Source organism: Legionella longbeachae (assembly GCF_004283175.1).
GTDB classification, from domain to species: Bacteria; Pseudomonadota; Gammaproteobacteria; order Legionellales; family Legionellaceae; genus Legionella; species Legionella longbeachae.
The window spans coordinates 26009-48957 of sequence record NZ_RXNW01000006.1; the positions used below are offsets into that span (position 1 = coordinate 26009).

A 22949-nucleotide genomic window follows, 5' to 3' on the forward strand; every position below is an offset into this window, starting at 1 on the left:
GCCTAGCGCTTAATAGTTATTGCAGCAAATGAATGACCTAAATCTACCGTCTCAGGCATCGCGTTTGCTACCCATACAACATCAGCCGCAATACGCTCATCACGTTTAAGCGGCAATGTTATCTCAATATCTCCCTGAGATACAGTAGCAACTTCATCTAAATTTAATCTATCTGCTGTTTCAGGATTAATACGTATACATGCCGATTCAGCTGCAGCACATGTTTGCAGTTCTTTAGCATTTCTGACAATTGCGTCACTACGGTATAAAGGCCATTCTCCTACTCGAGCCAGAGATTGATTCATTGGTGGCAAACACTCAGGATAATATGGTTTATATTCATGCTCCATTGTAATTGCAATAATATTTTTAATTTCTGTTAAGACATCTTCAGTCGACATATATTCAAAATCATGGCAGTGGAGCAAATTGCCTAGTACTCTTAAAATCTTCCATGCGGGTCTGGAATCCCCATATGGAGTTAAAGCACCTTTTACTGTTTGCCAAGTATTATCGACATTAATATATGTCCCTGAAGTTTCTGCGTAAGGTGCTATAGGTAAAATCACATCGGCATAATCACGCATTGAATCATGATCATAGGCAGTGAGAAGCACCACAAATTCTGCGGCAAGCATGGCTTGTCTTGCACCAAACGGGTTAGCAAAATCATAACCAGGCTCAACACCCATTAAAAAATAAGCTTTAAGTTTTGCATTGATCGCTGACTGGACATCCATTCCAAAAGTAGAAACGGATTTACCAGCTGTTGTTCTATGTGGAACCATCCCCGCCATCCATGCTCCGGCAGTATTAGCACCTTGAGTAAGTCTGAGTACTTTTGCACCACTTAACTTTTCGATCAGGAATACAAAAGTTCGCAACAAGGACGCTTCGGGATGATTTTCGCAAAGAGCGCCTGTAACCAAACATGCATTGCCTTCTTTTAGTGCCTTTGCAACATTTCGAATTGCTTCGTTTGGCTCTAAGCCGATTAATAATTTTTGTATTTCTTCTGGTAGCGTTTTTATATTATCAGTAAGGGCTAAAATAAGTTTTGCCAATTGCATTGGCATTTCCAATGGGGAAACTATAAAGCGTTCAGTCAAATCAAAACGGTATTCAAAATCTACTGGATTAATTGCAAAAACTTTAGCTCCATTTCGAAAAGCCTTCCGAACTCGAACCCCAGCTAAAGGGACTTCGCGATCTATATTACATCCAACGAGTAATATTGAATTTTGATTCTCTATATCCCCATAAGTTAGTGAGCTTTTCGGGGTTGTAGTCTGATTTTCCTGGTCTTTAAAATCCACTTGCTGCATTCTGTGATCAAGATTGTGCACGCCAATTTCGCGCATAAGTTTTTGCAATAAAAACAGCTCCTCTAAAGTAGAAGAACTTGATGCAAATGCGCCAACTTGCTCTGGTCCATTATTTTTTATAACTCGGGCCAGACCATCTGCCGTATATTTTAAAGCCGTTTCCCAATCAACAGACTCCCATTGGCCATTGCGCTTAATTTGTGGCTGTGAAGCCCTTGTTGCGCTTTTTAATCCTAGATAACTAAATCGATCTCGATCAGAGAGCCAAGTTTCATTAATTCCTTCATTTTCTTTAGGAACAACACGCATTAATTCATTTCGACGTGTATGCAAATAAACATTTGAGCCTAAACAATCATGTGGTGCAATACCTTCATGTTGTGTTAACTCCCAAGCTCTGGCCGTGAAGCGAAATGGTTTAGATGTTAAGGCTCCTACAGGGCACAAATCAATAATATTTCCAGAAACTTCTGACTTCATACTATGCTCAACGTATGTGCCGATTTGCATATGTTCACCGCGTCCTGTTGCTCCTAACTCCCTTAGTCCAGCAATTTCTTCGCCAAATCGAACACAACGTGTACAATGGATGCACCGTGTCATTTCAGTAGAGATAAGCGGCCCTAAATTATCGTCATCTACAGAGCGCTTAGTTTCTTTGTATTCTGATGACCCCGAACCAAATCCCATAGAATTATCTTGTAATTCACATTCCCCACCTTGATCGCAAATTGGACAATCTAACGGGTGATTAATAAGTAGGAACTCCATAACAGCTTTTTGAGAATGTAATGCTTCTTTCGATTTAGTGAATACTTTCATCCCATTTGTAATTGGGGTTGCACAGGCAGGAACAGGCTTTCTGCCATTTTCAACTTCAACTAAACACATGCGGCAGTTTGCGGCCACTGATAATTTTTTATGATAGCAAAAACGTGGAATATGGATACCTGCCTCATCTGCCACCTCAATGATCATTTGACCATTTTCTGCTTCAAATACTTTACCGTCGATTTCAATAGTAGTAGTCATAGTCAAACCTTTTATTTTATGCTGCGACAATTGAGCGTTTATTTTTCACGAAATATTCAAATTCATCGCGGAAATGCTTAATAAAACTTTGTACAGGCCAAGCTGCTGCCTCACCTAATGCACAAATAGTGCGTCCTTCGATATTATTCGCAACATTGACTAATCTCTCTACATCGCCAGGTTCTCCATGACCGGCTTTAATGCGGTGCAATAGACGAACCATCCAACCGGTACCCTCTCGACATGGAGTACATTGACCACAAGACTCATCCATGTAGAACTCTGCAATGCGATATAACGCATCTACCATACACGTAGTTTCATCCATGATGATTACTGCACCGGATCCTAACCCAGAACCGGCTTTTTGTATGCTATCATAATCCATGTCGAGACCCATCATAACATCGCCTGGTAAGACAGGCATCGATGTTCCTCCAGGAATTACGGCTTTTATCTTTCGTCCTTCCCGAACGCCCCCCGCCAATTCTACAAGCATTTTAAAAGGGGTTCCTAGTGGAATTTCAAAATTTCCAGGCTTATTTACGTGTCCACTTACGCTGAAGCATTTAGCTCCCCCATTATTGGGTTTACCTAATTTTAAAAACCATTCACCGCCTTTTTCCATAATAACTGGAACGGAAGCAAATGTTTCAGTATTGTTTATTGTTGTGGGCTTACCATATAAACCATAATTTGCAGGAAATGGTGGTTTGAAACGTGGTTGGCCTTTTTTTCCTTCAAGGGAATTAAGCAAGGCAGTTTCTTCACCACAAATATAGGCACCTGCTCCTAAGTGATTATATAAATCAAAATCAAACCCAGATCCTAAAATATTTTTCCCCAATAAACCTGCAGCATAAGCTTCTTTTATAGCCATCTCTGTATGTTCATAGGGTAGCCAAAATTCACCGCGGATATAGTTATAACCAACTGTTGCCCCCATGGTATATCCAGCTATAGCCATACCTTCTATAAGTTGATGGGGGTTAAATCTTAGTATATCTCGATCCTTACATGTACCAGGCTCACCTTCATCTGAATTACATACAACGTATTTTTGCACTGGATTATTGCGGTTCATAAAGCTCCATTTCAATCCAGTAGGGAACCCAGCGCCGCCTCGACCTCGTAATGCAGAAGTTTTCAATTCGTCAATAATATGCTGGGGAGAAGTCTGTTCTTTTAATATTTTTCTCCAAGCACTATAACCACCAACACTTTCATATGCAGATAGCGTCCAAGGCTCTGGTAGATGAAATGTTCGATAGCAAACTTGATTTAATTCAACCACGGCAACCACCTCTATCTTTTATTGGTATTGTTCCAACACTTTGTCTATTGATTCAGGAGTCAATTTTTCATGATAGTCCTTATTCACCTGCATCATCGGTGCGTTAACGCAAGCACCCAAGCATTCTACTGCTCTTAATGTAAAGCGCCCGTCATCCGTAGTTTCACCTAATTTTATGTCTAATTTTTTTTCTAGATGTTTCACAACCGCAGCAGAATCACAGAGCATACATGAAATATTGGTACATACATTTATCAAATGTCTGCCAACTTGCTTGTGCTCATACATTGTATAGAAACTAGCCACTTCATACACTGCTATTGGAGGCATATCAAGGTAATCGGCGATTGCATCCATGAGCTCATTAGTTAAGTAGCCATGCTCTTCTTGAGCAATTCTTAAAGCACTCATTACGGCAGATTGTTTTTGTTCCATTGGATATTTTGCTATCCAATGGTCAATTTCTTTTATTCTCTCGGCCGAGACTAGTTGACGCAATATTTTTGCTGAATTATCAGACATTTCTAAACCTTATATTTAGGGGTCGTGTAAAAAACTTACATGACTCACATCATATCTTAACCATCATCTGGACACTTCTTTTGCAAAATAGTTTACATACTACTACTAATGCGCCCGCGCTTTATCAAATCTGTCAATTTGATAGCCATTCAAGCACAAATCTAATAAATTCCTGTGATCTTTAATTAAACTCATATAATGTCATAGCAAAATATTTGCAAGAAAACATCATGATAATCAACGATCAATTTCACCAAATACTATATCCTGGCTTGCTAAAATAGCAACGCCATCAGCTATCATATGTCCCCGGCTCATTTCATCAAAACTGGACAGATGCGCAAATCCAGGAGCACGAATTTTCATCCTGTAGGGTTTGTTAGCCCCATCAGAGACCATATAAATGCCAAATTCACCTTTAGGAGCTTCAACAGCACTGTATACCTCACCCGCAGGTAAGCAAAAGCCTTCAGTAAATAACTTGAAGTGATGGATTAACTCTTCCATGTCTGCTTTCATTTCTACACGCCGAGGAGGAGTAACTTTATGATCATCTACTCGAACAGGGCCAGGGTTTGCTTTCAGCCACTCGATACATTGTCTAATTATGCGATTTGATTGTCTGAGCTCTTCTACACGAACCAAATAGCGATCATAACAATCACCCGTTTTACCTACAGGAATGTCAAAATCAACACGATCATAAGCAGCATAACTTTGTTTTTTTCGCAAGTCCCAAGCAATACCAGAACCACGAAGCATAGGGCCTGTAAATCCCCATTGCAAGGCATCTTCGGGTGAAACGATACCAATATCAACTGTACGCTGCTTCCAAATTCGGTTATCAGTTAATAATGTTTCATACTCATCAACGCAACGGGGAAAACGTTCTGTAAATGCCCAAAGAAAATCCAGCAAGCTGCCATTACGGTCTTCATTTAATTTCTCAACTTCGCGATCGTTATGCCATTTTGAGGTTTGATATTTAGGCATAGCATCGGGCAAGTCTCTTGCAACTCCTCCAGGTCTATAGTAAGTAGCATGCATTCGCGCCCCAGATACAGCCTCATAACAGTCAAATAAATCTTCACGCTCTCTAAAACAATATAGAAAGACAGTCATAGCCCCTATATCGAGTGCAATGGCCCCTAACCATAAGAGGTGATTCAAAATACGTGTTACTTCATCAAACATAGTCCTGATATATTGGGCACGTAATGGAATTTCTATTCCTAAGAGTTTTTCGATTGCACGCACATATGCATGCTCATTACACATCATAGAGACATAATCGAGCCTATCCATGTAACCAATTGTTTGGATATAGGGTTTTGTTTCCGCTAATTTTTCTGTTGCCCGATGTAATAGACCAATATGAGGATCAGCCCGTATTATTGTTTCGCCTTCAAGCTCAAGAACTAAACGTAATACACCATGTGCCGCTGGGTGTTGAGGACCAAAATTTAAAGTATAGTTTTTCAATTCAATCATTTTCGCCACCTTTGTTACCAATATAACGGTTATCATTACGAATAACCTTGGGCACTAAAATTCTAGGCTCAATATCTACTGGAGCATAAATGACTTTTTCAGACTTCGCATCATAGCGCATTTCAACATGACCGCTGAGTGGAAAATCTTTACGAAATGGGTGTCCAATAAAACCATAATCCGTCAAAATACGCCGTAAATCGGGATGTCCTTCAAATAAAACACCATATAAATCATAAGCTTCACGCTCAAACCAATTTGCTCCTTTCCATAAATCATGTACTGACGGAACAATTAAGTGCGACTCATCTACAAATACTTTAACTCGTATGCGATGATTTTTTTTAGTTGAAAGCAGGTGATAGACTACAGCAAAACGGGGCTTATCAAGTGTGCAGGCTTTGGTTTCTTGACGCTCGACGCCACGAGAAAAACCTTTTTCTGTCGCTGCATCTGTTTCCCAATCATATTGACCGTAAAGCAAATAATCTACCGCACAAAGATCAATAAGTTGATCAAAACAAAAAGATTCTAAATCACGTAATTCATGCATTACGGCCTTTAGATTTGATACATCAACCTCAATGGTTACTTCATTGTGTGCGACAGACACACCGTCGACGTAACTTGCTAATTCGCTCTTGAGTTGTTCAACCAAATAATCATTTTTTGTCATCTAATATGCACCTTTGATAATCTTAAGCTTCTAAGATTTTTTTATGCCTGATTTTGTTCTGCAATTGAATAATTCCATAAAGTAGTGCTTCAGCAGTTGGAGGACACCCCGGCACATAAACATCTACAGGAACGATACGATCACATCCGCGCACAACTGAGTAGGAGTAATGATAATATCCCCCACCATTAGCGCATGATCCCATGGAAACAACCCACCTGGGTTCAGGCATTTGGTCATAAACTTTTCGCAGAGCAGGAGCCATTTTATTGCATAATGTTCCTGCAACAATCATCACATCAGATTGACGTGGACTGGGACGAAAGATAATGCCAAATCGGTCCAAATCATAACGTGCAGCACCAGCATGCATCATTTCTACTGCACAACATGCCAATCCAAATGTCATAGGCCACATAGAACCACTACGAGCCCATCCAACAAGTTTTTCGACAGAAGTCGTCACAAATCCACTTTTTTGCAATTCAGCAACCGCCATAGCTAGCCTCTAAGCAGTTAAATATTAATAAAAAAAAGAGTACTTCTGGCCCCATGTTTCTAATTATAGAAAGCGATCAGAAGTGAACATGTTTACACCTAAAATCATTCCCACTCAAGTGCGCCACGTTTCCATTCATAAATAAAGCCAATCACTAACAACCCTAGGAATAGCATCATTCCTGCAAAACCAAACCACCCTATTTTACGCAAAACCAAGGCCCAAGGGAAAAAGAAGGCCGTTTCCAAATCAAAAATAATGAAAAGTATGGCTACAAGATAAAAACGGACATCAAAAGGGATATGTGCATTTTCAAAAGCACCAAATCCACATTCGTAAGGTGCGTTTTTGGCATTATCAGGCATGTGTTTTGAAAACAGGCTACCTGCACCTATCATCGCTAAACCTAAAGCGACTCCAATAATTATGAAAATGAGAACTGGAAAATATTGAGATAGCATTTTTGTACCTTGCACGGATTAAAATGGTGCCGAAGGCCGGACTCGAACCGGCACGGCTTACGCCACCGCCCCCTCAAGACGGCGTGTCTACCAATTTCACCACTTCGGCATGTTTTTACTTATTATTACTTCCAACCATTTCCTTTTACTTTAACAACGAAGTAAAAGATTTATTTATTGTTTTTATCCTTGTTATCAATCGGAACTGGAATTGAATTCACCGGTACACTGGTTTGCTGAGGAATTACTTGTTGTTCCGTTTTTTGATATTGTATAGACACTAAATAAGATAACAATAAACTGGTAACAAAAAAAGTCAGCGCTAAACCACCAGTTAGTTTAAACAGAAAGCCTCCGGTTCCTTGGCTGCCAAACAATGTATTTGATGCACCTGAACCAAAAGCAGCACCAACATCAGCACCCTTACCATGTTGGATAAGAACCAATCCGATTAATACAACCGCAACGATTACATGAATCATTAATATCAATTGATACATTTCACAATTTCCACAAACTGTTTCGCGTTCAACGATGCTCCCCCTACCAAGCCACCATCAACATCTGGCATCGAAAATAGTGCCCTAGCATTATCTTCATTTACACTACCACCATAAAGGAGGGGTAGTTGTTGTGCATCGCTATCATTTACTCCTGCAACCAACTTCCTAATGAATCTATGAACTTCTTGAGCTTGTTCTGGTGATGCAGTCTTTCCAGTACCTATTGCCCAAACAGGTTCGTAAGCCACTACACAATCACTAAAGCAGTTTTTATCCGCTTCACTTACCGCCAGTAGTTGATTTGCAATTACTTGTTCTGTATGTCCTTTTTCGCGCTCACCTAGAGTTTCACCGACACAAAGAATGGGTATCATACCATGTTCTTTCACATGGTGGAATTTTTGCGCGACAAATTTTTCATCTTCCTGAAATCCATGTCTTCTTTCAGAATGACCTACCAAAATATAACGGCAGTTAAAGTCTTTTAACATGGGAGCAGAAATCTCGCCGGTATATGCACCGAAATCCTTTGGGTATACATTCTGTGCCCCTAGCGCAATATCACATTCCGCCACTAAGTCTCTTACTTGCGGTATATAAATTGCAGGCGGCATAATTACAACACGGGTCTTTTTAATAGACTGGAGCAGTTCTTTAATCTCATTGGTTAATTGAACTACCTGGCGTAGCTGACCATTCATTTTCCAGTTGCCAGCGACTATTGTCTGTCTCATTAATTGACCCTCATATTCTTCACTGCGGACTATACCCAAACTCAGACAAGATGTGTAGTCTTATCGCATTTTTTTTATTAAATGCTTTTCTTATAAAAAATCCTTTTGTTCTAAAAGATTACCTAATGAGTTCTTGTTCATCAATTTGTCTTATATCATCGCAGAGCTTTTGTGCATATTGTTTTACTAAAGATTCATTAATCCCTTCTACCATTACGCGTAGTAGCGGTTCTGTGCCCGATGGTCTAAGCAGAACTCGGCCGTCACCTTTTAAATTTTTTTCTAAAGCCTTAATTCGTTCGATTACTTGTGGGTTTTTTGCTAAGCGCTCAGCATGGTTTGTTTTAAAATTTACAAGACTTTGTGGTAATAGGGTGATGCCTTGAGTTAGCTGTTGTAACGTTTTACCTTGTTTTACCATCATGGATAAGACTTGTAATGCAGCAACTATTCCATCGCCTGTAGTAGTTTTGTCCAAACACACAATATGCCCTGAGGGTTCACCGCCAATTTTCCAATCATTTTTGTGTAAGGCCTCTAAAACATATCGATCACCAACCTTTGAACGAATAAATGGGACACCTAGTTCTTTAAGAGCGCGTTCCAGACCATAATTGCTCATCAATGTGCCAACTATTCCTCCATGTAAAACTCCACGCTGGTGTCTATCTTTGGCAATAATATATAAAATTTGATCGCCATTAACGATATTACCCTCAGAATCAATTAATATTGCGCGATCTCCATCACCATCAAGACCAATACCAATGTCTGCTCCAGTACTAATTACCTTTTGCCTTAATAATTCGGGTGATGTCGAGCCACAATTATCATTGATATTAAAGCCATCAGGGCGATTAGCTATAGAAATAACTTGGGCTCCAAGTTCAGCAAATACATTGGGAGCAACGTGGTAAGTAGCCCCATTTGCGCAATCTACAACAACTTTTAAACCAGATAATCGCGTTAGAGATGGAATTGTAGATTTACAAAACTCAATATAACGTCCTGTTGCATCGTTAATTCGTGTTGCCTTACCCAATTTTTCAGAAGGTACTGTTTGCATCTTTTTTTCCAGCTCTTCTTCTATGGCTAGTTCTACACTATCAGGTAATTTTCCCCCCTCAGCGGAAAAAAATTTAATCCCATTATCTTCAAACTGATTATGTGAGGCACTGATCACAATACCCGCATTAGCCCTTAGCGTTTGCGTTAAATAAGCAATGCCTGGAGTTGGCATCGGACCTAATAAGGCTACATCAACTCCAGCTGCAGATAAACCCGCTTCTAAAGCAGACTCTAACATATAGCCAGATACCCTGGTATCCTTTCCGATAACAACTTTTTTTCGATGCCCATTAGCCAATACTTGTCCAATGGCCCAGCCTAACTTTAATACGAATTCAGGATTAATATTTGATAGACCTACATGTCCACGAATACCATCAGTACCAAAATATTTTCGCTGATTCATCCTTACTTACCTCTCATTTAATCGATACTGTCTGGGAATGTAATATCCGCACGACATATCATATTGATCATATGTAACGCTTGTTTTGTTTCGTCGACATCATGCGTTCTTATAATTCCAACGCCTTTCAGTGCAGCATAAACAGCCACTGCAATACTGCCTGTTATTCGATCGTTAACTTCTTTTCCAAGTATTACTCCAATAGTGCTTTTGCGTGATGCACCTAAAAGCAACGGCAATCCAAATGAAGAAAAAACATCAAGCTTTTTAACTAAGAGCAAATTATCTTGTACGCGCTTTCCGAAACCAAACCCAGGATCCAAAATGATATTTTGGCGATTAATTCCTTGGCGCTCGCATTCAGTGATACGTTCTTTAAAAAAATTTTGTATTGCAGGAAGTACGCCCTCTGAATAATAAGGCATTTTCTGCATATTATGCGGTTCACCCTGCATATGCATCAAGCAAACAGGAACCGCAAGCTTTGCTGCCATTGAAAGTGCACCATCGGTTCGTAACGCATAAACATCATTAATCAGATTCGCACCCGCATTAACAGCTGCCTCCATCACCTCGGGTTTGTTTGTATCAATAGAAATGCAAATATCTGAATCAATTCGAATTTGTTCAATTACAGGAATAACCCTTTTTAATTCAACATCTACTGATATTTCCTCTGCACCAGGCCTTGTGGATTGTCCTCCAATATCAATTATGTCGACCCCTTGGGTAATTAATTGAAATGCATGTTCACACGCATGATTCACAGATAAAAAATGGCCACCATCAGAAAAAGAATCTGGCGTTACATTTAGTATCCCCATAATTAATGGATTTTCAGGAAGGCTACCTGGCGTGAGTTGGCTTTGTTGCTGCAGCCAACCCATAAATTGCTTTGAATTCACCTGCTTCTCTCACTTATGAATTATCATTTCAGTGCTCTTCAGCAGGATTTACAATTACTTCAGGATCAATTGGTTTCTCAGGCAATTCTTTATTATTCTTTACCTCAGAACCATCTAAGGGTTTCGATGACCCCCAGTCTTGTGGTGGTGAAGGCTCTTTACCCGACATAATTTCTTGGATTTGTTGAAAATCTATCGTTTCATATTTTATTAAGCTTTGAGCCATTAAATGCAGTTTATCCATATTAGTAACCAGGATTTCCTTGGCTCGCTTATAGTTTCTATCAATAATTGCCCGCACCTCATCATCGATTTGTTGCGCTGTCCTATCTGACATTTCTTTATGTTTATTCATGGAGCGACCTAGGAAAACTTCTTCTTCCTCTTCGCCAAAAGTCAGCGGCCCCAAAGTAGATAACCCCCACGTAGTAACCATTTTACGTGCTATTTCAGTAGAACGCATAATGTCATTTGAAGCACCGGTAGTTACACTCTCTGGACCAAATATTAGTTCTTCAGCAATTCGTCCACCAAATAAGCTAGACAATTGACTTTCCAAACGACGTTTGCTATGGCTGTATCTGTCTTGTTCTGGTAGAAACATAGTCACACCCAGAGCACGTCCACGAGGAATAATAGATACTTTATAAACAGGATCATGTTCAGGTACACATAGACCTACAATCGCATGCCCTGCTTCGTGGTATGCAGTTAACTTTTTCTCATTATCATCCATTACCATGGAGCGGCGCTCAGCGCCCATCATGATTTTATCTTTAGCATTATCCAACTCGATCATACTGATTTTACGCTTATTGGCTCGTGCAGCAAATAAAGCGGCTTCATTGACTAGATTTGCTAAATCAGCACCAGAAAAACCCGGGGTTCCCCTTGCAATAGCCATTACATCTACATTGGTGTCCACGGGAGTTTTTTGCAAATGTACTCTTAATATCTGCTCACGTCCTCGTATGTCAGGCAAAGGCACTACCACTTGTCGGTCAAAACGGCCTGGGCGTAATAATGCTGGATCCAAAACATCTGGACGGTTAGTTGCTGCAACGACAATAACGCCTTCATTGCCTTCAAAACCATCCATTTCAACAAGCAATTGGTTCAGCGTTTGTTCACGCTCGTCATGCCCTCCACCGAGACCGGCTCCTCTATGTCGACCAACTGCGTCAATTTCATCTATGAAAATAATGCACGGCGCATGTTTTTTTGCTTGCTCAAACATATCACGAACACGCGAAGCGCCAACCCCCACAAACATTTCTACAAAATCAGACCCTGAAATAGTGAAAAAAGGTACTTTTGCTTCACCTGCAACAGCCCTTGCCAAGAGCGTTTTACCCGTTCCGGGAGAACCAACCAGGAGCACCCCACGTGGAATACGCCCCCCAAGATTTTGAAATTTAGTAGGGTCACGCAAAAAATCAACCAATTCTTTAACTTCATCTTTTGCTTCATCAACTCCTGCAACATCTGCAAAAGTGACTTTAACTTGATCTTCACCAAGCAGGCGTGCGCGCGAACGTCCAAAAGACATCGCCCCTCGGCCTCCGCCACCTTGCATTTGGCGCATAAAAAAGACCCAAACACCGATAAGAAGCAACATCGGAAACCAATTGATAAATAAATGCAGGAGGAAACTTTCTTGCTGCTTTTCCTGGCCACTTACATCAACTTTACTTTTTAACAATTCGCCAAGAAGTGCATTATCTTGCATCGGCATGTAAGTCACAAAACGCTTATTGTTTTTGGTGATTCCTTTGATGATTTTATCATCTTCAATCGTGACTGAATTGACCATACCTTGATCAACTTCTTTCAAAAACTGGCTGTAAGAAAGTTTCTCAGCAACCGAGTTTCGAGGGCCGAAATTACTGAAAACTGAAACAAGCACTATTGCTATAATCAGCCATAAAAATAAATTCTTAACCATGTCGTTCAAAGTATTAACCTCGTTAGTGACGAACTGCTTTATATTGTACAATTAAAATTATTAGATCATAAAGTTACTATAAATTGTATCCCTTTGCCAGCAAATAGGTTTCTTTTGAACGAGCTCGTGAAGCCATTGGCTTACGAATCACTACTTTTTCAAAAGATATCCTCGCTTGTTTTACTAAATCATCGAAACCTGAACCATGAAAAACTTTAATTAACATAGCACCACCAGGTTTTAACATTTTTTCAGCAAAATCAAAAGCAAGCTCAACAAGATACATCGCTCGCGGAATATCAATCGCTTTACTTCCACTCATATTTGGGGCCATATCTGATAATAACAAGTCCACGCTACGTTCAGGAATCAAATTTATTAACTTTTGTAATACTTCTTCTTCTCGAAAATCACCAAGAATAAAATCCACATCAGGCAAAGCATCCATAGGTAAGATATCTAAAGCGATAATACGTCCACAACCTTTCAACTGTTCAGAAACATACTGAGTCCATCCCCCTGGAGCAGCGCCAAGGTCAACCACAGTCATTCCAGGCTTCAGTAATGATTCTTTATCATCTACTTCTTTTAACTTGTATACAGCACGACTGCGATAACCCTCTGCTTGTGCTTTCTTTACATACACATCATCAAAGTGTTCTTGCAACCAGCGTTTACTGCTTTTAGTACGCTTCATAAATTTATATATGGATTTCAATATGCATTATGATACTGAATTTCACTACCTTTTCCCAGCAAAACGTGCAATAATTTGCCATTTTATCATTTACCCCCCAAATGACTTAGGTTAACTGGGAGATATTTAGGATTATTACAGTGGATACTTCACAAAAAAAATCACTTAAAGCAAAAGCCCATCATCTAAAACCCGTTGTTCTTCTTGGGGCAAAGGGCTTAACTGAAGCAGTGATTGCAGAAACGGATGTTGCCTTACTTTCCCATGAGCTCATCAAAGTAAAAATAAATGGCGCGGAAAAAGAGGACAGACTTAGCATGGCTCATGAACTATGCCATCAATTACAAGCCGAATTCATACAAATGATCGGTAATACGATCATTGTGTATCGTAAAAATGAAGAGAAACATAAGTGACAGAACCCTAAGTATTGTATACACTAGACCTTACTATTTGGCAAATAACATATTCCCTTCAAGAGCTAATCCTTATTTTTATTTAAGGACGACATAAGGGGTAATTAAATTATCGTATGGCCTATGATATTAAAATACATACCAAATGCGCTCACTTTATTGCGCTTAATATTAATCGTTCCTTTTTTATTCTATCTATACCGTCATGAATATGTTATCGCTTTTTATTTATTTATTCTCGCTGGTCTTAGTGATGGTTTAGATGGTTTTTTAGCAAGGAGCTTTAACTGGCAAAGTTTTTTTGGCTCTTTTGTCGATCCCTTGGCCGATAAATTATTAATCGCTTCCAGCTTCATTTCATTAGCGTTAATCGGCATTCTGCCTTGGTGGTTAGTTGCATTAGTCTTTCTTAGAGATTTAACTATTTCTCTTGGGGTGGTAGCCTGGTACCACTTTATTCGCCAAAAACTGGAGTTTCAACCTACCGTTTTGAGTAAAGTCAATACTGCATTGCAGCTCACTTTAGTGACTTCATGCCTGTTTGAATTAGCTTATTTTCCTTTTCCTACCTATCTATCCGCCACGTTGATCTGTTTGACGACAATAACCACAGCAATTACCTACATTGATTATCTTTGGACCTGGGGTAGAAAAGCCTGCCCCAAAAAAGAACTGTCAAAATGAATAAGCAGTTAGCTTTAGCTATAAAATTAAATGAGCAAGCAAGCCTGGAAGATTTTAATTGGGGAAATAACAGGCTGCTGCAACAACAACTGGAGAACATGCTCCATTACAGAGAAAATCGCTTACTTTATCTCTGGGGTGTTTCTGGAAGTGGAAAATCACATTTATTACAAGCATGCTGCCAGGAAGTCAATTTAACTCAATCAGCTATCTATCTTCCTTTGGCCCTCCTTAAAGAGTGGGGACCTCAAACTATAGAAGGAATTGAAGATCAAACATTAATCTGTATTGATGACATTCATATTATTGCTACAGATTCTATTTGGGAAGAGGCATTATTTCATTTATATAATAAAGTCAAAGATTCAGAGAGAAATATTTTAATTATTTCTGGGAATCAATCACCGGCAACCATTCCTATTAAACTCCCAGATTTACGTTCCAGATTAAGCTGGGGCTTAGTCATTCAACTAATGGAGCTCGACGATCAAGATAAAATTAATACGTTAAAACACCATGCATTAAAACGAGGCTTTGATTTACCAGACAGTGTTGGTCAATTTCTGCTTAATAGGTGCTCAAGAAATATGCATGATCTACATCATATACTTAATCGTCTGGATGATGCATCTCTCGCAGCACAACGAAAAATAACAATTCCCTTTGTAAAGGATATTTTAAATATTTGAATGAATGTGCTTATAAACGCTGATTTTCAAACTACTTAACGCCACAAAACATGATTTCATGCAAATCTTGGTTTTCACGAGGAATTGCTGAAACGGACAATTTAAGAAAAGAATAAAAATTACTACTTACCCGTAGATCCGCCACCGCTTTATTCTGAGTTGTATTTGAAGCCAGGGTTTGTTCATCCCTGCTATTCCCATGCTCTAATTGAGCCAGTCTTTTAATGAGTCTTGCGGTGCTAATCACTTTTTCTTTTACACTCGTTAATTTGTTTGCCTCTTTGTCCACTGAACTTTTATCGCATAATTGTTGTACTTTTTCTTCATTCAATCCAAACCAGTTAGTCACTAATTTTTCCAATTCAGGACGCTCAACATACCAATAAATGCTAAGTGCTGCTAATCCTACAAGCGCACTAAAAACAATTACTGGCCAAAATGTAGGAAGTGCTGAATCCAGAACAAGGCTCGAAATAAAAAGAGCAACTGACTGTCCTGCAAAAAAACCACCGCCAAAAAAAAACAGTGCTGAAACTCCGGAAATAACGGTCTTAATCATTTGTACATTCTTATTATTTAAGGCCTCCTCAAATTGTTTACTGGCTACGGCAAGAAATTTAAGCCGTTTGTGCAACATAGATAGTACTAATTCCAACTGTTGTAAATCTTCTTGCGACATAGCGACAAGAGTATAATCATTAATTTTCTTCCTAATCGCCTTAATCCTTTGTAATTGCAATAGATATGCATCTAATAATTTATATTCACTTAATTTAACACCTAGAGCATTGGATACTTTAACTAAGTCAACCCCAAAAAACACAATGACCGACAGTAAAATGAAAGCAAATCCTATCCCAAGCAAAATTGAGGGCGACATAGCAAACACGCTTAGCATCGTTACAACACCATCAAATCCCTGGCACGCAGTGACTAAAATTCCTGCAGAAGTGAGGAAAAAAAATTTGATCTTACTCATTCGAGAAGAATCATTGTTGCCTTTTCTCTCTACTTTTTCATACTCGCCTTGCATAGAAAGGCTTAAATCACGCAAAAGTGCTGTTTGTAGAGAAACAAGAATTATTTCTATCTTTTGTCTATTTTTAGACTTCCCAAAAGATCTAATTGGATCGGTGCTTAACCAGGCGATTAATGTTTTGAACTGTATAGAGGTAGAAGGTAAGCTTTCATTTCGTCGTACACCGCTGGCAAGTAAATATTTTTTTATCCACTTTTGTGAACTTATACTGATTGTAATATCCATCACAACGTTTTACTTCAAATTTTACTAAAACACTTAATGCTACATCAAATCTGGCAAAATTAATATTGTTAATAAAATGGATTCTGACTTTTACTCTTTATGAAGATAGTTGACTTTTATGCTTGATTTAAAAAAAATTTAAGAAGAAATAAATTGAAAATTATATTTATATAATTTAAGGAAAGTACCATCTGACCAAAACTGCAAAATTATTGCATTGATTTGAGCCACTTTCAATTTATTGACAGGAAGTGTAGCAATCCCCAGTCCATTTCCTATTTTAAAGTGACGTTTTAATACCTTGGTATATTCTGGATATTGGGAATGGAGATACGATACTGTCAAATAGTTTCCAAATATAGCATCTATTTCGTTATTATATAAGGCATTTACTAATTCAACCGGTCGTTGATAACCAATAATCGTATATTTACCAACTTTATTTTGAGATAAATAGTTTAGATATTCTCTTCCTTGTAATACGCCAATGCGTTTGGCCTCTAATTCATTGACGCTGCTAATGGGATTATCGATTTTTAATAAAAAGGCACCATCAGAAATCATGTAAGGCAAAGTAAAGAGATATTTACCTTCTCTGTCCGGAGTAATCACTAAAGCACCTATCGCAAAATCAATTTTGCCTGCATCTAAAGCAGATAATAAATCAAAATAGTGCATGGGCACATAGTGACAGTCCCATTGGAGACGACTACAAATAATATTCATTATATCTATATCAAGGCCTCTAACACCAATAATTTTGTCATTAACTGCATAAGGTGGATCATAGATGGGCGTACCAATTATAACAGCAGCCTTCACAGGAAGATGAAATGTAAGATAAATTAAGAAAATCCCGAAAATCCTTTTCATCTGTGGACTATTGTAAATTTTTTATTAATTAAATAATAACCTCGGACCTAATAAATTTCAATTTTTTTCAGCGACTTAGAATTATTATTTTCGTGGCAAGGCTATTGCAGGGAAGCATGGCTCAGTAATTCCATGGTATTACCTCTGAGTTCCCTAGCGACGAGCCTAAGATTTATTCATGCTCATTGTGTACAAATTTGATTCATGTTTTATAATTAAAGTACAATAATTGAGCGAGGGAGCGAGCATGAAAAAAACGATAATCGCAGTATTAGTACTTGTACCCACACTGCTTTTAAGCGGCTGTTATGTCACTTCTTATCCAGGAGGATACTATTATAGCGGTTATTCTGGTTACTATCCAAACTATTACTACTCCGGATGGGGCGGTAATAACTGGTATGGCCGTAGCTGGAACACTGGGTGGCATGGCGGCGGCTGGCATGGCGGCGGTTGGCATGGCGGCGGCTGGCATGGCGGCGGTTGGCATGGCGGCGGTCACTGGCGTTAATAGATCACAGTTAGCCTAAATCCACTATCTGGATTTAGGCTTGAGTTCCATTCTTATGAAACTGAAGAAAACACTATTTTTAGTTGGAGTACGAATGACACGGTCTTAATGATTTGGATGATTTTCTAATCCAGATTGCATGATGTAACACTTGGCTACGGAGTATTCTACTTCTTTTATTTCTTGGTAAGGTTCTGTTTTCTTTACTTCGAGATAACGACTTAATCGAGGTGACAATAACCACATCAATAAAGCGATAAATAAAGTCACGATACCAATACAAGCAAATACATGAGTATAAATCATCAAGGAACCAACTCCTGGTTTAATTTGCTCAGGAAGTGCCGTATAAGAAGCAACCGTCGCACCAATGAATCCAGCTATAGCAGAAGTGAGAAACCACATGCCCATCACAAAACCTGCAATTTGTGCAGGTACTAATTCTGCAACCATGGCCACGCCCAAAGCAGAAACTAATAACTCACCAAGACTTTGGAGCAAGTAGCTTGTAATTAACCACCACGAAGAAACCATTCCATGTTCCGTATAAAAATAGCGGGCAAAAAAGAGCATTAGAAAACTCAATCCACACATGGTCATGCCTAAAGAAAATTTATAGGGAATTGAAATTATCACTCCTTTTTTATTGAATAGACGATAAAGGTAAGCCAAAACAGGACTCATCAATACAATCCAGATAGGGTTTAATGCCTGGAAGCTTTGTGCATCAATGGTAATACCCAAAAACACAGGAGTAACGTTATGTACAGCAAATAAATTAAGTGAGGTCGGCATTTGCTGATATAATGTAAAGAAAATTACTGCTTCGACCATTAATGCTAAAGCAACCAACATGCGATTCCTTACCGCTTTATTTTCTTTACGTAGCATCAATACGTAATAGCCGATGACCGCAAAGGTAATAAGCCAAAACAAATTTTTAGCGAGCATTACATGCTGCAATAAATATGCTGACAATTCTGTTAGAAAAACGATACCCAAAAGGATTATTAACCAATCAAGTGAGGAGATTTCGCGCTTGTCTGCATCAGTATTAATATGAGCAACAAACTGGTGTTGCAACCAATAATTAGCTAATCCTACTAATAAACCTATTGCGCTCATCATATAGGCATACGAATAACCATATTTACTGGAAATTGCAGGCCCTGCAAATAAAGCAATGATGCTTCCCAAATTAATTGCCATATAATACAGAGTGAATCCCCCATGTAACCGGGGATCATTTTCTTCATAGCATTTTGCTAATAAATTCGAGGGGTTTGCCTTAAATAAACCATTTCCTACACAAATTAAACCTAGTGCAAAAAATACATGTTCTTTATCAGTAATTGCTAATGAAAAATATCCCGCAGATAAAACCATAAGACCAAGAACTATGGTACGTTTGGTACCTAATATCCTATCGCCTAAGTACCCACCAATAACTACCATTCCGTAAACAAGAGCCGAAAAAGCGCCAAATGTATAATATGAAACCGTATCTGTATATCCCAGGTAACGGATAAAAAAAAGTGTTAAAATGCCTTGTACTGTATAAAACCCAAACCTCTCCCATAATTCCAACATAAAAATCATATGAAATGCGCGCGGTTGTTCACGAAGAATATTTACCATAAGCGTTCTTCCTTAAAGGGTAAATTTTTTGAAATCCAGAAAAACAGCCAGGCTGCATAGTTAGCAAGATAAGGATGTTGCAAAACAGTATTTTTTGGAATTTTTTATGAACCCAAGAGCTAACTTTACGGTTAAAAAATTCAAAAAATTTAGTAGGTTAAATTCCTTATAGTGCGTTATACGAATTTGCTGTTCTTTCTAAGCTAAAGTAAAGGAGTTTTAATTTTTTTGCAATAGACCACATAATCTCAAAACAGCATAACCACCTAAAAATAGAGTAAATTTTTAAGAAGAGGGCTTGGAAGTGCTTGCTAATTCATCTCAAACTCAACTATATTTCACATAAAGATTTAATGAAATGCGATAAAAATAATCATCATGTCTAAAAAAGCCATTTATTTAGCTGGAGGCGGTGCCCGCGGCGCTTATCAGGCAGGTGTCCTAAAAGCGATTGGCCAGATATTACAAGTTAAAACACTTCCATTTGATGTAGTCAGTGGAGTTAGCGTAGGCAGTATTAATGCCGTTGTACTTGCTGAAAATGCGGATGATTTCCCCACCGCCCTTGATAAACTCGAAACCATGTGGAGTGAAATCCATTGTCAACAGATCTATAAAGCCAGCAACTTTGCGTTAGGCAAATCAGTAGTACGAAATATGAGTGCGATGATGGTTAAACAGCGTCAGGCAGCCCATTTATTGGATACAACCCCACTGCGACAACTGATTGAAGAAGGTCTTGATTTCACCAAAATTACCCAAAATATAGCCAATGGAACACTCAATGCACTGGAAATAATTAGTAATTGCTATGAAACACGTCAAACAATTTCTTTTTACGAACATAGTAATCCTGAGTTTATTGATTGGAATTACCCACGGCATAGCAGTAAGCGCGCCAACATTAAGGCGGAACATATATTGGCTTCCAGCGCCTTACCCTTATTTTTCCCTACAGTACTGCTTGATGGGTTTCATTATGGCGATGGAAGTATTGGCTTAGCAGCACCACTTCGTGGCGCCATTCGTTTTGAAGTAGATAAAATTTTAATTTTAGGAACACGGGCCATACCTACATTTGTGGAACAGGAACATTTACGTAATAACGACGATATTCCCTTTTCACATATTTTTGGAAACATGCTAAACGCACTTTTTCTAGATAATCTTGACCGTGATATAGAGATGGTAAATCGAATGAACGAAATTGCCATGCTCCTGTCCATCTGGAAAAAACGTCGTTCTCCTTGGCGGCCTATTACCACATTGCACCTGCGCCCCAGTAAAGATTTAGCGCCTTTAGCACAAGGACATTTTAATGCCTTACCCACATTATTGAGATATTTGCTTAATTTTTTAGGTGAAAAAAAGCACTCTGGTGATCTTCTCAGCTTTGTTCTTTTCGAACAAGATTTCACAAGAGAGATTCTTCAATTAGGTTTTCAAGATACGATGAACAACGCAAAAGAGGTAGCTGCATTCTTTGAGTAACCTTTATGGATTAACTGTTTAATGTTAGCTCCAAACGAGCCTAAATTAAAAAACGCTCGTGGATTATGAGCGCAAAAATCTCAAAACATCTTTAGTCTCAGGGTGAGTTCCATGCCAAATGTAAAATGCTTCTGCAGCTTGTTCTACCAGCATCCCTAAACCATCCACTGCATCGCAACCCAAGTTTCTAGCATATTGAACAAAAGTTGTTATTCCCTGATGTTTGTAAGACAAATCATAACAAAACGGTTTTGCAGTCATACATTCCAGAGGCAAAGCAACAAACTCTTCCGTCAAACTTGCAGAAGTGGCATTAATAACCATATCAACCCCCCCTTCAACTTCATGAAGATTGATACATTGAGCTTGTGGAAAATCCAGCTGCAACGCTGCTGCTTTCGCAGGCGTGCGATTGGCTATAATGAGTGTTGCAGGATGTTCGTTTAATAATGGATGAATAATCCCTCGTGCAGCCCCTCCTGCCCCCAAGATTAATATGCGCTTGTTTTGTACCGAGAGGTAACGGCTCAAATCGCGAATAAAACCAATGCCATCGGTATTATCTGCATGTAGTTGCCCTTCTTTTATCCATAACGTATTTGCTGCTCCAGCTTGCTGACAGCGGGGACTCTGTTGTTGTGCCATTGCAAAGGCGCGTTGTTTAAAAGGTAAGGTAACATTAAGTCCCTTGCCTTCTTGATTAAAAAAATCCATCACTTGTTGTTCAAAGGTTCTATCTTCTGCTTTTATTTTTTCATAAGTTATTGAAACATTGCTTTGCTTGGCAAAATAATGATGAATGATTGGGGATAGACTATGTGCGATGGGATTACCGATAACTGCATAACGCTGAGACAATTCACTCTCCATTTTATTACTCATTCTAGAAGGTACATGACGATGGGCTCAATAGTATCAGAAACATGGTTGAATCATCACGACACCCTAAAAATTTTTGATCTAATTTTACATGATACCCCCTCGCAGTAGTTTTTTCAGGACTTTAGTCCTACAGATACTGACACATAGAAGAATCCTTTAACTTTTCTTGCAAAAATACATAATTTTACAATAATTAAAATAAACCCTCCTTTTTCGTATCATCTTTTGCTGTCATAAAGTGATTACGAATAACATTAAATTTGAATTAAGGAAAATTCAATGAGCGATTTTTCCGAACAAGAAATAAATATCTTAAGAAACAGCCCATTGTTGAAACATTTATCTGAAAAAAACTATCAGTTGTTCATGGCTATTTCTTCCAGGGCTACTTTTGGAAAAGGCGATCTCTTACTTAAAGAGGGGGAGATAAGTGATGATTTCTTTATTATTATTTCAGGAACTGTTGGTCTTTATAAGAAAGAGAACGAGTGTTCTGATCCTGAGTTTATAGAAACACTAGCTATGGGCGAAACGATTGATGAAATGAGGGCCATTCAAAATCGTACTTGTGCGCTTACAGTAATCGCTAATGAGTCGGTTGTTGTACTGCATACTTCGATTAGTCAATTACATGCTTTAGAAAATCAACGCTGCCATAAAGTTATTGTTGAAGCCATTATTAAAATTATTAGTGACCGATTATTTCACAGTAATGAAACCATTTTAAATAAGATTCATGAGCAAAAAAGACAAAACAAGCAACTTCTCTTTTCTCTCTTTAGCATGCTTGTGCTAATTATTTTCTTATGTGAATTGGGTATAGGACTTTATTATAAGTTGAACCCTATGGATTTTTGTAATTGGATTAGTGCGCTTCCTGCTGAAAGCGCAAAAGTTTCGTTATAGATGCTTAAAACATCATCGAGTGCCAAGCCGTTTCTGA

The 22949-nt window shown here is 38.6% G+C and carries 23 protein-coding genes and 1 tRNA gene; 6 read left to right on the forward strand and 18 right to left on the reverse strand.

The genetic code is table 11. From position 1 onward, the window contains the following. Positions 1–2: 2 nt before the first annotated feature. From nuoG to rlmE, 14 genes are all read right to left on the reverse strand, one after another. Positions 3–2357, reverse strand: coding sequence for an NADH-quinone oxidoreductase subunit NuoG (nuoG, locus tag EKG34_RS07290; RefSeq protein WP_003633356.1), 2355 nt, complete (start codon positions 2355–2357; stop codon positions 3–5). A 16-nt stretch (positions 2358–2373) separates the two neighbouring features. After that, positions 2374–3651 carry an NADH-quinone oxidoreductase subunit NuoF gene (gene nuoF, locus EKG34_RS07295; RefSeq protein ID WP_003633360.1) on the reverse strand — a complete coding sequence of 426 codons (1278 nt, stop codon included), beginning with the start codon at positions 3649–3651 and terminating at the stop codon, positions 2374–2376. Positions 3652–3669: 18 nt separating this feature from the next. Then, positions 3670–4173 carry an NADH-quinone oxidoreductase subunit NuoE gene (gene nuoE, locus EKG34_RS07300; protein WP_003633362.1) on the reverse strand — a complete coding sequence of 168 codons (504 nt, stop codon included), beginning with the start codon at positions 4171–4173 and terminating at the stop codon, positions 3670–3672. Between the two features lie 237 nt (positions 4174–4410). Next, entirely contained in the window at positions 4411–5664 is a 1254-nt protein-coding gene (locus EKG34_RS07305) for an NADH-quinone oxidoreductase subunit D (RefSeq protein WP_003633363.1), read from the reverse strand. Beyond that, positions 5657–6340, reverse strand: a complete 684-nt coding sequence (locus tag EKG34_RS07310; protein ID WP_003633364.1) for an NADH-quinone oxidoreductase subunit C — start codon at positions 6338–6340, stop codon at positions 5657–5659. Before EKG34_RS07310 ends, EKG34_RS07305 begins: the two co-directional genes overlap by 8 nt. Positions 6341–6362: 22 nt before the next feature. After that, positions 6363–6839, reverse strand: coding sequence for a NuoB/complex I 20 kDa subunit family protein (locus EKG34_RS07315; protein WP_003633367.1), 477 nt, complete (start codon positions 6837–6839; stop codon positions 6363–6365). 104 nt (positions 6840–6943) lie between these two features. Continuing rightward, positions 6944–7300 carry an NADH-quinone oxidoreductase subunit A gene (locus EKG34_RS07320; RefSeq protein ID WP_003633369.1) on the reverse strand — a complete coding sequence of 119 codons (357 nt, stop codon included), beginning with the start codon at positions 7298–7300 and terminating at the stop codon, positions 6944–6946. Positions 7301–7324: 24 nt separating this feature from the next. Beyond that, positions 7325–7409: transfer RNA gene (locus EKG34_RS07325), tRNA-Leu, on the reverse strand. A 61-nt stretch (positions 7410–7470) separates the two neighbouring features. Continuing rightward, positions 7471–7800 (reverse strand): preprotein translocase subunit SecG, encoded by a 330-nt coding sequence (gene secG, locus EKG34_RS07330; protein ID WP_003633370.1) that lies wholly within the window; start codon positions 7798–7800, stop codon positions 7471–7473. After that, positions 7788–8537 carry a triose-phosphate isomerase gene (gene tpiA / locus EKG34_RS07335; RefSeq protein ID WP_003633371.1) on the reverse strand — a complete coding sequence of 250 codons (750 nt, stop codon included), beginning with the start codon at positions 8535–8537 and terminating at the stop codon, positions 7788–7790. Before tpiA ends, secG begins: the two co-directional genes overlap by 13 nt. Positions 8538–8655: 118 nt before the next feature. Further along, a complete protein-coding gene (glmM, locus tag EKG34_RS07340; RefSeq protein ID WP_003633372.1) occupies positions 8656–10011 on the reverse strand; it encodes a phosphoglucosamine mutase in 1356 nt (451 codons plus the stop codon). A 17-nt stretch (positions 10012–10028) separates the two neighbouring features. Beyond that, positions 10029–10916: a dihydropteroate synthase gene (gene folP / locus EKG34_RS07345; RefSeq protein ID WP_035904594.1), complete on the reverse strand. Its 888-nt coding sequence runs from the start codon at positions 10914–10916 to the stop codon at positions 10029–10031. 28 nt (positions 10917–10944) lie between these two features. Next, entirely contained in the window at positions 10945–12861 is a 1917-nt protein-coding gene (ftsH, locus tag EKG34_RS07350) for an ATP-dependent zinc metalloprotease FtsH (RefSeq protein WP_035904596.1), read from the reverse strand. A 76-nt stretch (positions 12862–12937) separates the two neighbouring features. After that, a complete protein-coding gene (gene rlmE / locus EKG34_RS07355; RefSeq protein WP_003633375.1) occupies positions 12938–13558 on the reverse strand; it encodes a 23S rRNA (uridine(2552)-2'-O)-methyltransferase RlmE in 621 nt (206 codons plus the stop codon). 140 nt (positions 13559–13698) lie between these two features. Here rlmE and yhbY point away from each other — a divergent pair, with 140 nt between their 5' ends. The 3 genes from yhbY to hda all read left to right on the forward strand — a co-directional run bounded on the left by yhbY (position 13699) and on the right by hda (position 15347). Next, positions 13699–13974 (forward strand): ribosome assembly RNA-binding protein YhbY, encoded by a 276-nt coding sequence (gene yhbY, locus EKG34_RS07360; RefSeq protein ID WP_003633376.1) that lies wholly within the window; start codon positions 13699–13701, stop codon positions 13972–13974. Positions 13975–14097: 123 nt separating this feature from the next. Further along, entirely contained in the window at positions 14098–14658 is a 561-nt protein-coding gene (locus EKG34_RS07365; RefSeq protein WP_003633377.1) for a CDP-alcohol phosphatidyltransferase family protein, read from the forward strand. Further along, positions 14655–15347: a DnaA regulatory inactivator Hda gene (gene hda, locus EKG34_RS07370; RefSeq protein WP_003633378.1), complete on the forward strand. Its 693-nt coding sequence runs from the start codon at positions 14655–14657 to the stop codon at positions 15345–15347. Before EKG34_RS07365 ends, hda begins: the two co-directional genes overlap by 4 nt. Before the next feature lie 31 nt (positions 15348–15378). Here the strand turns inward: hda and EKG34_RS07375 are convergent, their stop codons facing one another. Both EKG34_RS07375 and EKG34_RS07380 read right to left on the reverse strand, forming a co-directional pair. Further along, complete coding sequence (locus tag EKG34_RS07375) at positions 15379–16611, reverse strand: hypothetical protein (protein ID WP_012978768.1); 1233 nt, start codon at positions 16609–16611, stop codon at positions 15379–15381. A gap of 138 nt (positions 16612–16749) precedes the next feature. Beyond that, positions 16750–17484 (reverse strand): transporter substrate-binding domain-containing protein, encoded by a 735-nt coding sequence (locus EKG34_RS07380; protein WP_012978767.1) that lies wholly within the window; start codon positions 17482–17484, stop codon positions 16750–16752. 247 nt (positions 17485–17731) lie between these two features. Between EKG34_RS07380 and EKG34_RS07385 the strand changes: the two genes are divergently transcribed. Beyond that, the gene (locus EKG34_RS07385) at positions 17732–17995 is read left to right on the forward strand and encodes a hypothetical protein (RefSeq protein ID WP_003633382.1); all 264 of its coding nucleotides are present in this window, start codon (positions 17732–17734) and stop codon (positions 17993–17995) included. A gap of 105 nt (positions 17996–18100) precedes the next feature. Here the strand turns inward: EKG34_RS07385 and EKG34_RS07390 are convergent, their stop codons facing one another. Beyond that, on the reverse strand, positions 18101–19633 hold the full coding sequence (locus EKG34_RS07390) for an oligopeptide:H+ symporter (protein WP_003633384.1): 1533 nt from the start codon (positions 19631–19633) through the stop codon (positions 18101–18103). Between the two features lie 378 nt (positions 19634–20011). On the opposite strand from EKG34_RS07390, the gene EKG34_RS07395 reads away from it, so the two are divergent. Beyond that, on the forward strand, positions 20012–21124 hold the full coding sequence (locus EKG34_RS07395; protein WP_003633385.1) for a patatin-like phospholipase family protein: 1113 nt from the start codon (positions 20012–20014) through the stop codon (positions 21122–21124). A gap of 63 nt (positions 21125–21187) precedes the next feature. Here the strand turns inward: EKG34_RS07395 and aroE are convergent, their stop codons facing one another. Then, positions 21188–21982, reverse strand: coding sequence for a shikimate dehydrogenase (gene aroE, locus EKG34_RS07400; RefSeq protein ID WP_012978766.1), 795 nt, complete (start codon positions 21980–21982; stop codon positions 21188–21190). Between the two features lie 303 nt (positions 21983–22285). On the opposite strand from aroE, the gene EKG34_RS07405 reads away from it, so the two are divergent. Beyond that, the gene (locus EKG34_RS07405) at positions 22286–22912 is read left to right on the forward strand and encodes a cyclic nucleotide-binding domain-containing protein (RefSeq protein ID WP_003633387.1); all 627 of its coding nucleotides are present in this window, start codon (positions 22286–22288) and stop codon (positions 22910–22912) included. The last annotated feature ends 37 nt before the right edge of the window (positions 22913–22949 follow it).

Excerpts from the sequence above, each read along its gene's own strand:
- nuoG (WP_003633356.1), bottom strand. The coding sequence starts at position 2,357 with ATGACTACTACTATTGAAATCGACGGTAAAGTATTTGAAGCAGAAAAT.
- nuoE (WP_003633362.1), bottom strand. The coding sequence starts at position 4,173 with ATGTCTGATAATTCAGCAAAAATATTGCGTCAACTAGTCTCGGCCGAG.
- EKG34_RS07305 (WP_003633363.1), bottom strand. The coding sequence starts at position 5,664 with ATGATTGAATTGAAAAACTATACTTTAAATTTTGGTCCTCAACACCCA.
- EKG34_RS07310 (WP_003633364.1), bottom strand. The coding sequence starts at position 6,340 with ATGACAAAAAATGATTATTTGGTTGAACAACTCAAGAGCGAATTAGCA.
- EKG34_RS07315 (WP_003633367.1), bottom strand. The coding sequence starts at position 6,839 with ATGGCGGTTGCTGAATTGCAAAAAAGTGGATTTGTGACGACTTCTGTC.
- EKG34_RS07320 (WP_003633369.1), bottom strand. The coding sequence starts at position 7,300 with ATGCTATCTCAATATTTTCCAGTTCTCATTTTCATAATTATTGGAGTC.
- secG (WP_003633370.1), bottom strand. The coding sequence starts at position 7,800 with ATGTATCAATTGATATTAATGATTCATGTAATCGTTGCGGTTGTATTA.
- tpiA (WP_003633371.1), bottom strand. The coding sequence starts at position 8,537 with ATGAGACAGACAATAGTCGCTGGCAACTGGAAAATGAATGGTCAGCTA.
- glmM (WP_003633372.1), bottom strand. The coding sequence starts at position 10,011 with ATGAATCAGCGAAAATATTTTGGTACTGATGGTATTCGTGGACATGTA.
- ftsH (WP_035904596.1), bottom strand. The coding sequence starts at position 12,861 with ATGGTTAAGAATTTATTTTTATGGCTGATTATAGCAATAGTGCTTGTT.
- rlmE (WP_003633375.1), bottom strand. The coding sequence starts at position 13,558 with ATGAAGCGTACTAAAAGCAGTAAACGCTGGTTGCAAGAACACTTTGAT.
- EKG34_RS07365 (WP_003633377.1), top strand. The coding sequence starts at position 14,098 with ATGATATTAAAATACATACCAAATGCGCTCACTTTATTGCGCTTAATA.
- hda (WP_003633378.1), top strand. The coding sequence starts at position 14,655 with ATGAATAAGCAGTTAGCTTTAGCTATAAAATTAAATGAGCAAGCAAGC.
- EKG34_RS07375 (WP_012978768.1), bottom strand. The coding sequence starts at position 16,611 with ATGGATATTACAATCAGTATAAGTTCACAAAAGTGGATAAAAAAATAT.
- EKG34_RS07380 (WP_012978767.1), bottom strand. The coding sequence starts at position 17,484 with ATGAAAAGGATTTTCGGGATTTTCTTAATTTATCTTACATTTCATCTT.
- EKG34_RS07385 (WP_003633382.1), top strand. The coding sequence starts at position 17,732 with ATGAAAAAAACGATAATCGCAGTATTAGTACTTGTACCCACACTGCTT.
- EKG34_RS07390 (WP_003633384.1), bottom strand. The coding sequence starts at position 19,633 with ATGGTAAATATTCTTCGTGAACAACCGCGCGCATTTCATATGATTTTT.
- EKG34_RS07395 (WP_003633385.1), top strand. The coding sequence starts at position 20,012 with ATGTCTAAAAAAGCCATTTATTTAGCTGGAGGCGGTGCCCGCGGCGCT.
- EKG34_RS07405 (WP_003633387.1), top strand. The coding sequence starts at position 22,286 with ATGAGCGATTTTTCCGAACAAGAAATAAATATCTTAAGAAACAGCCCA.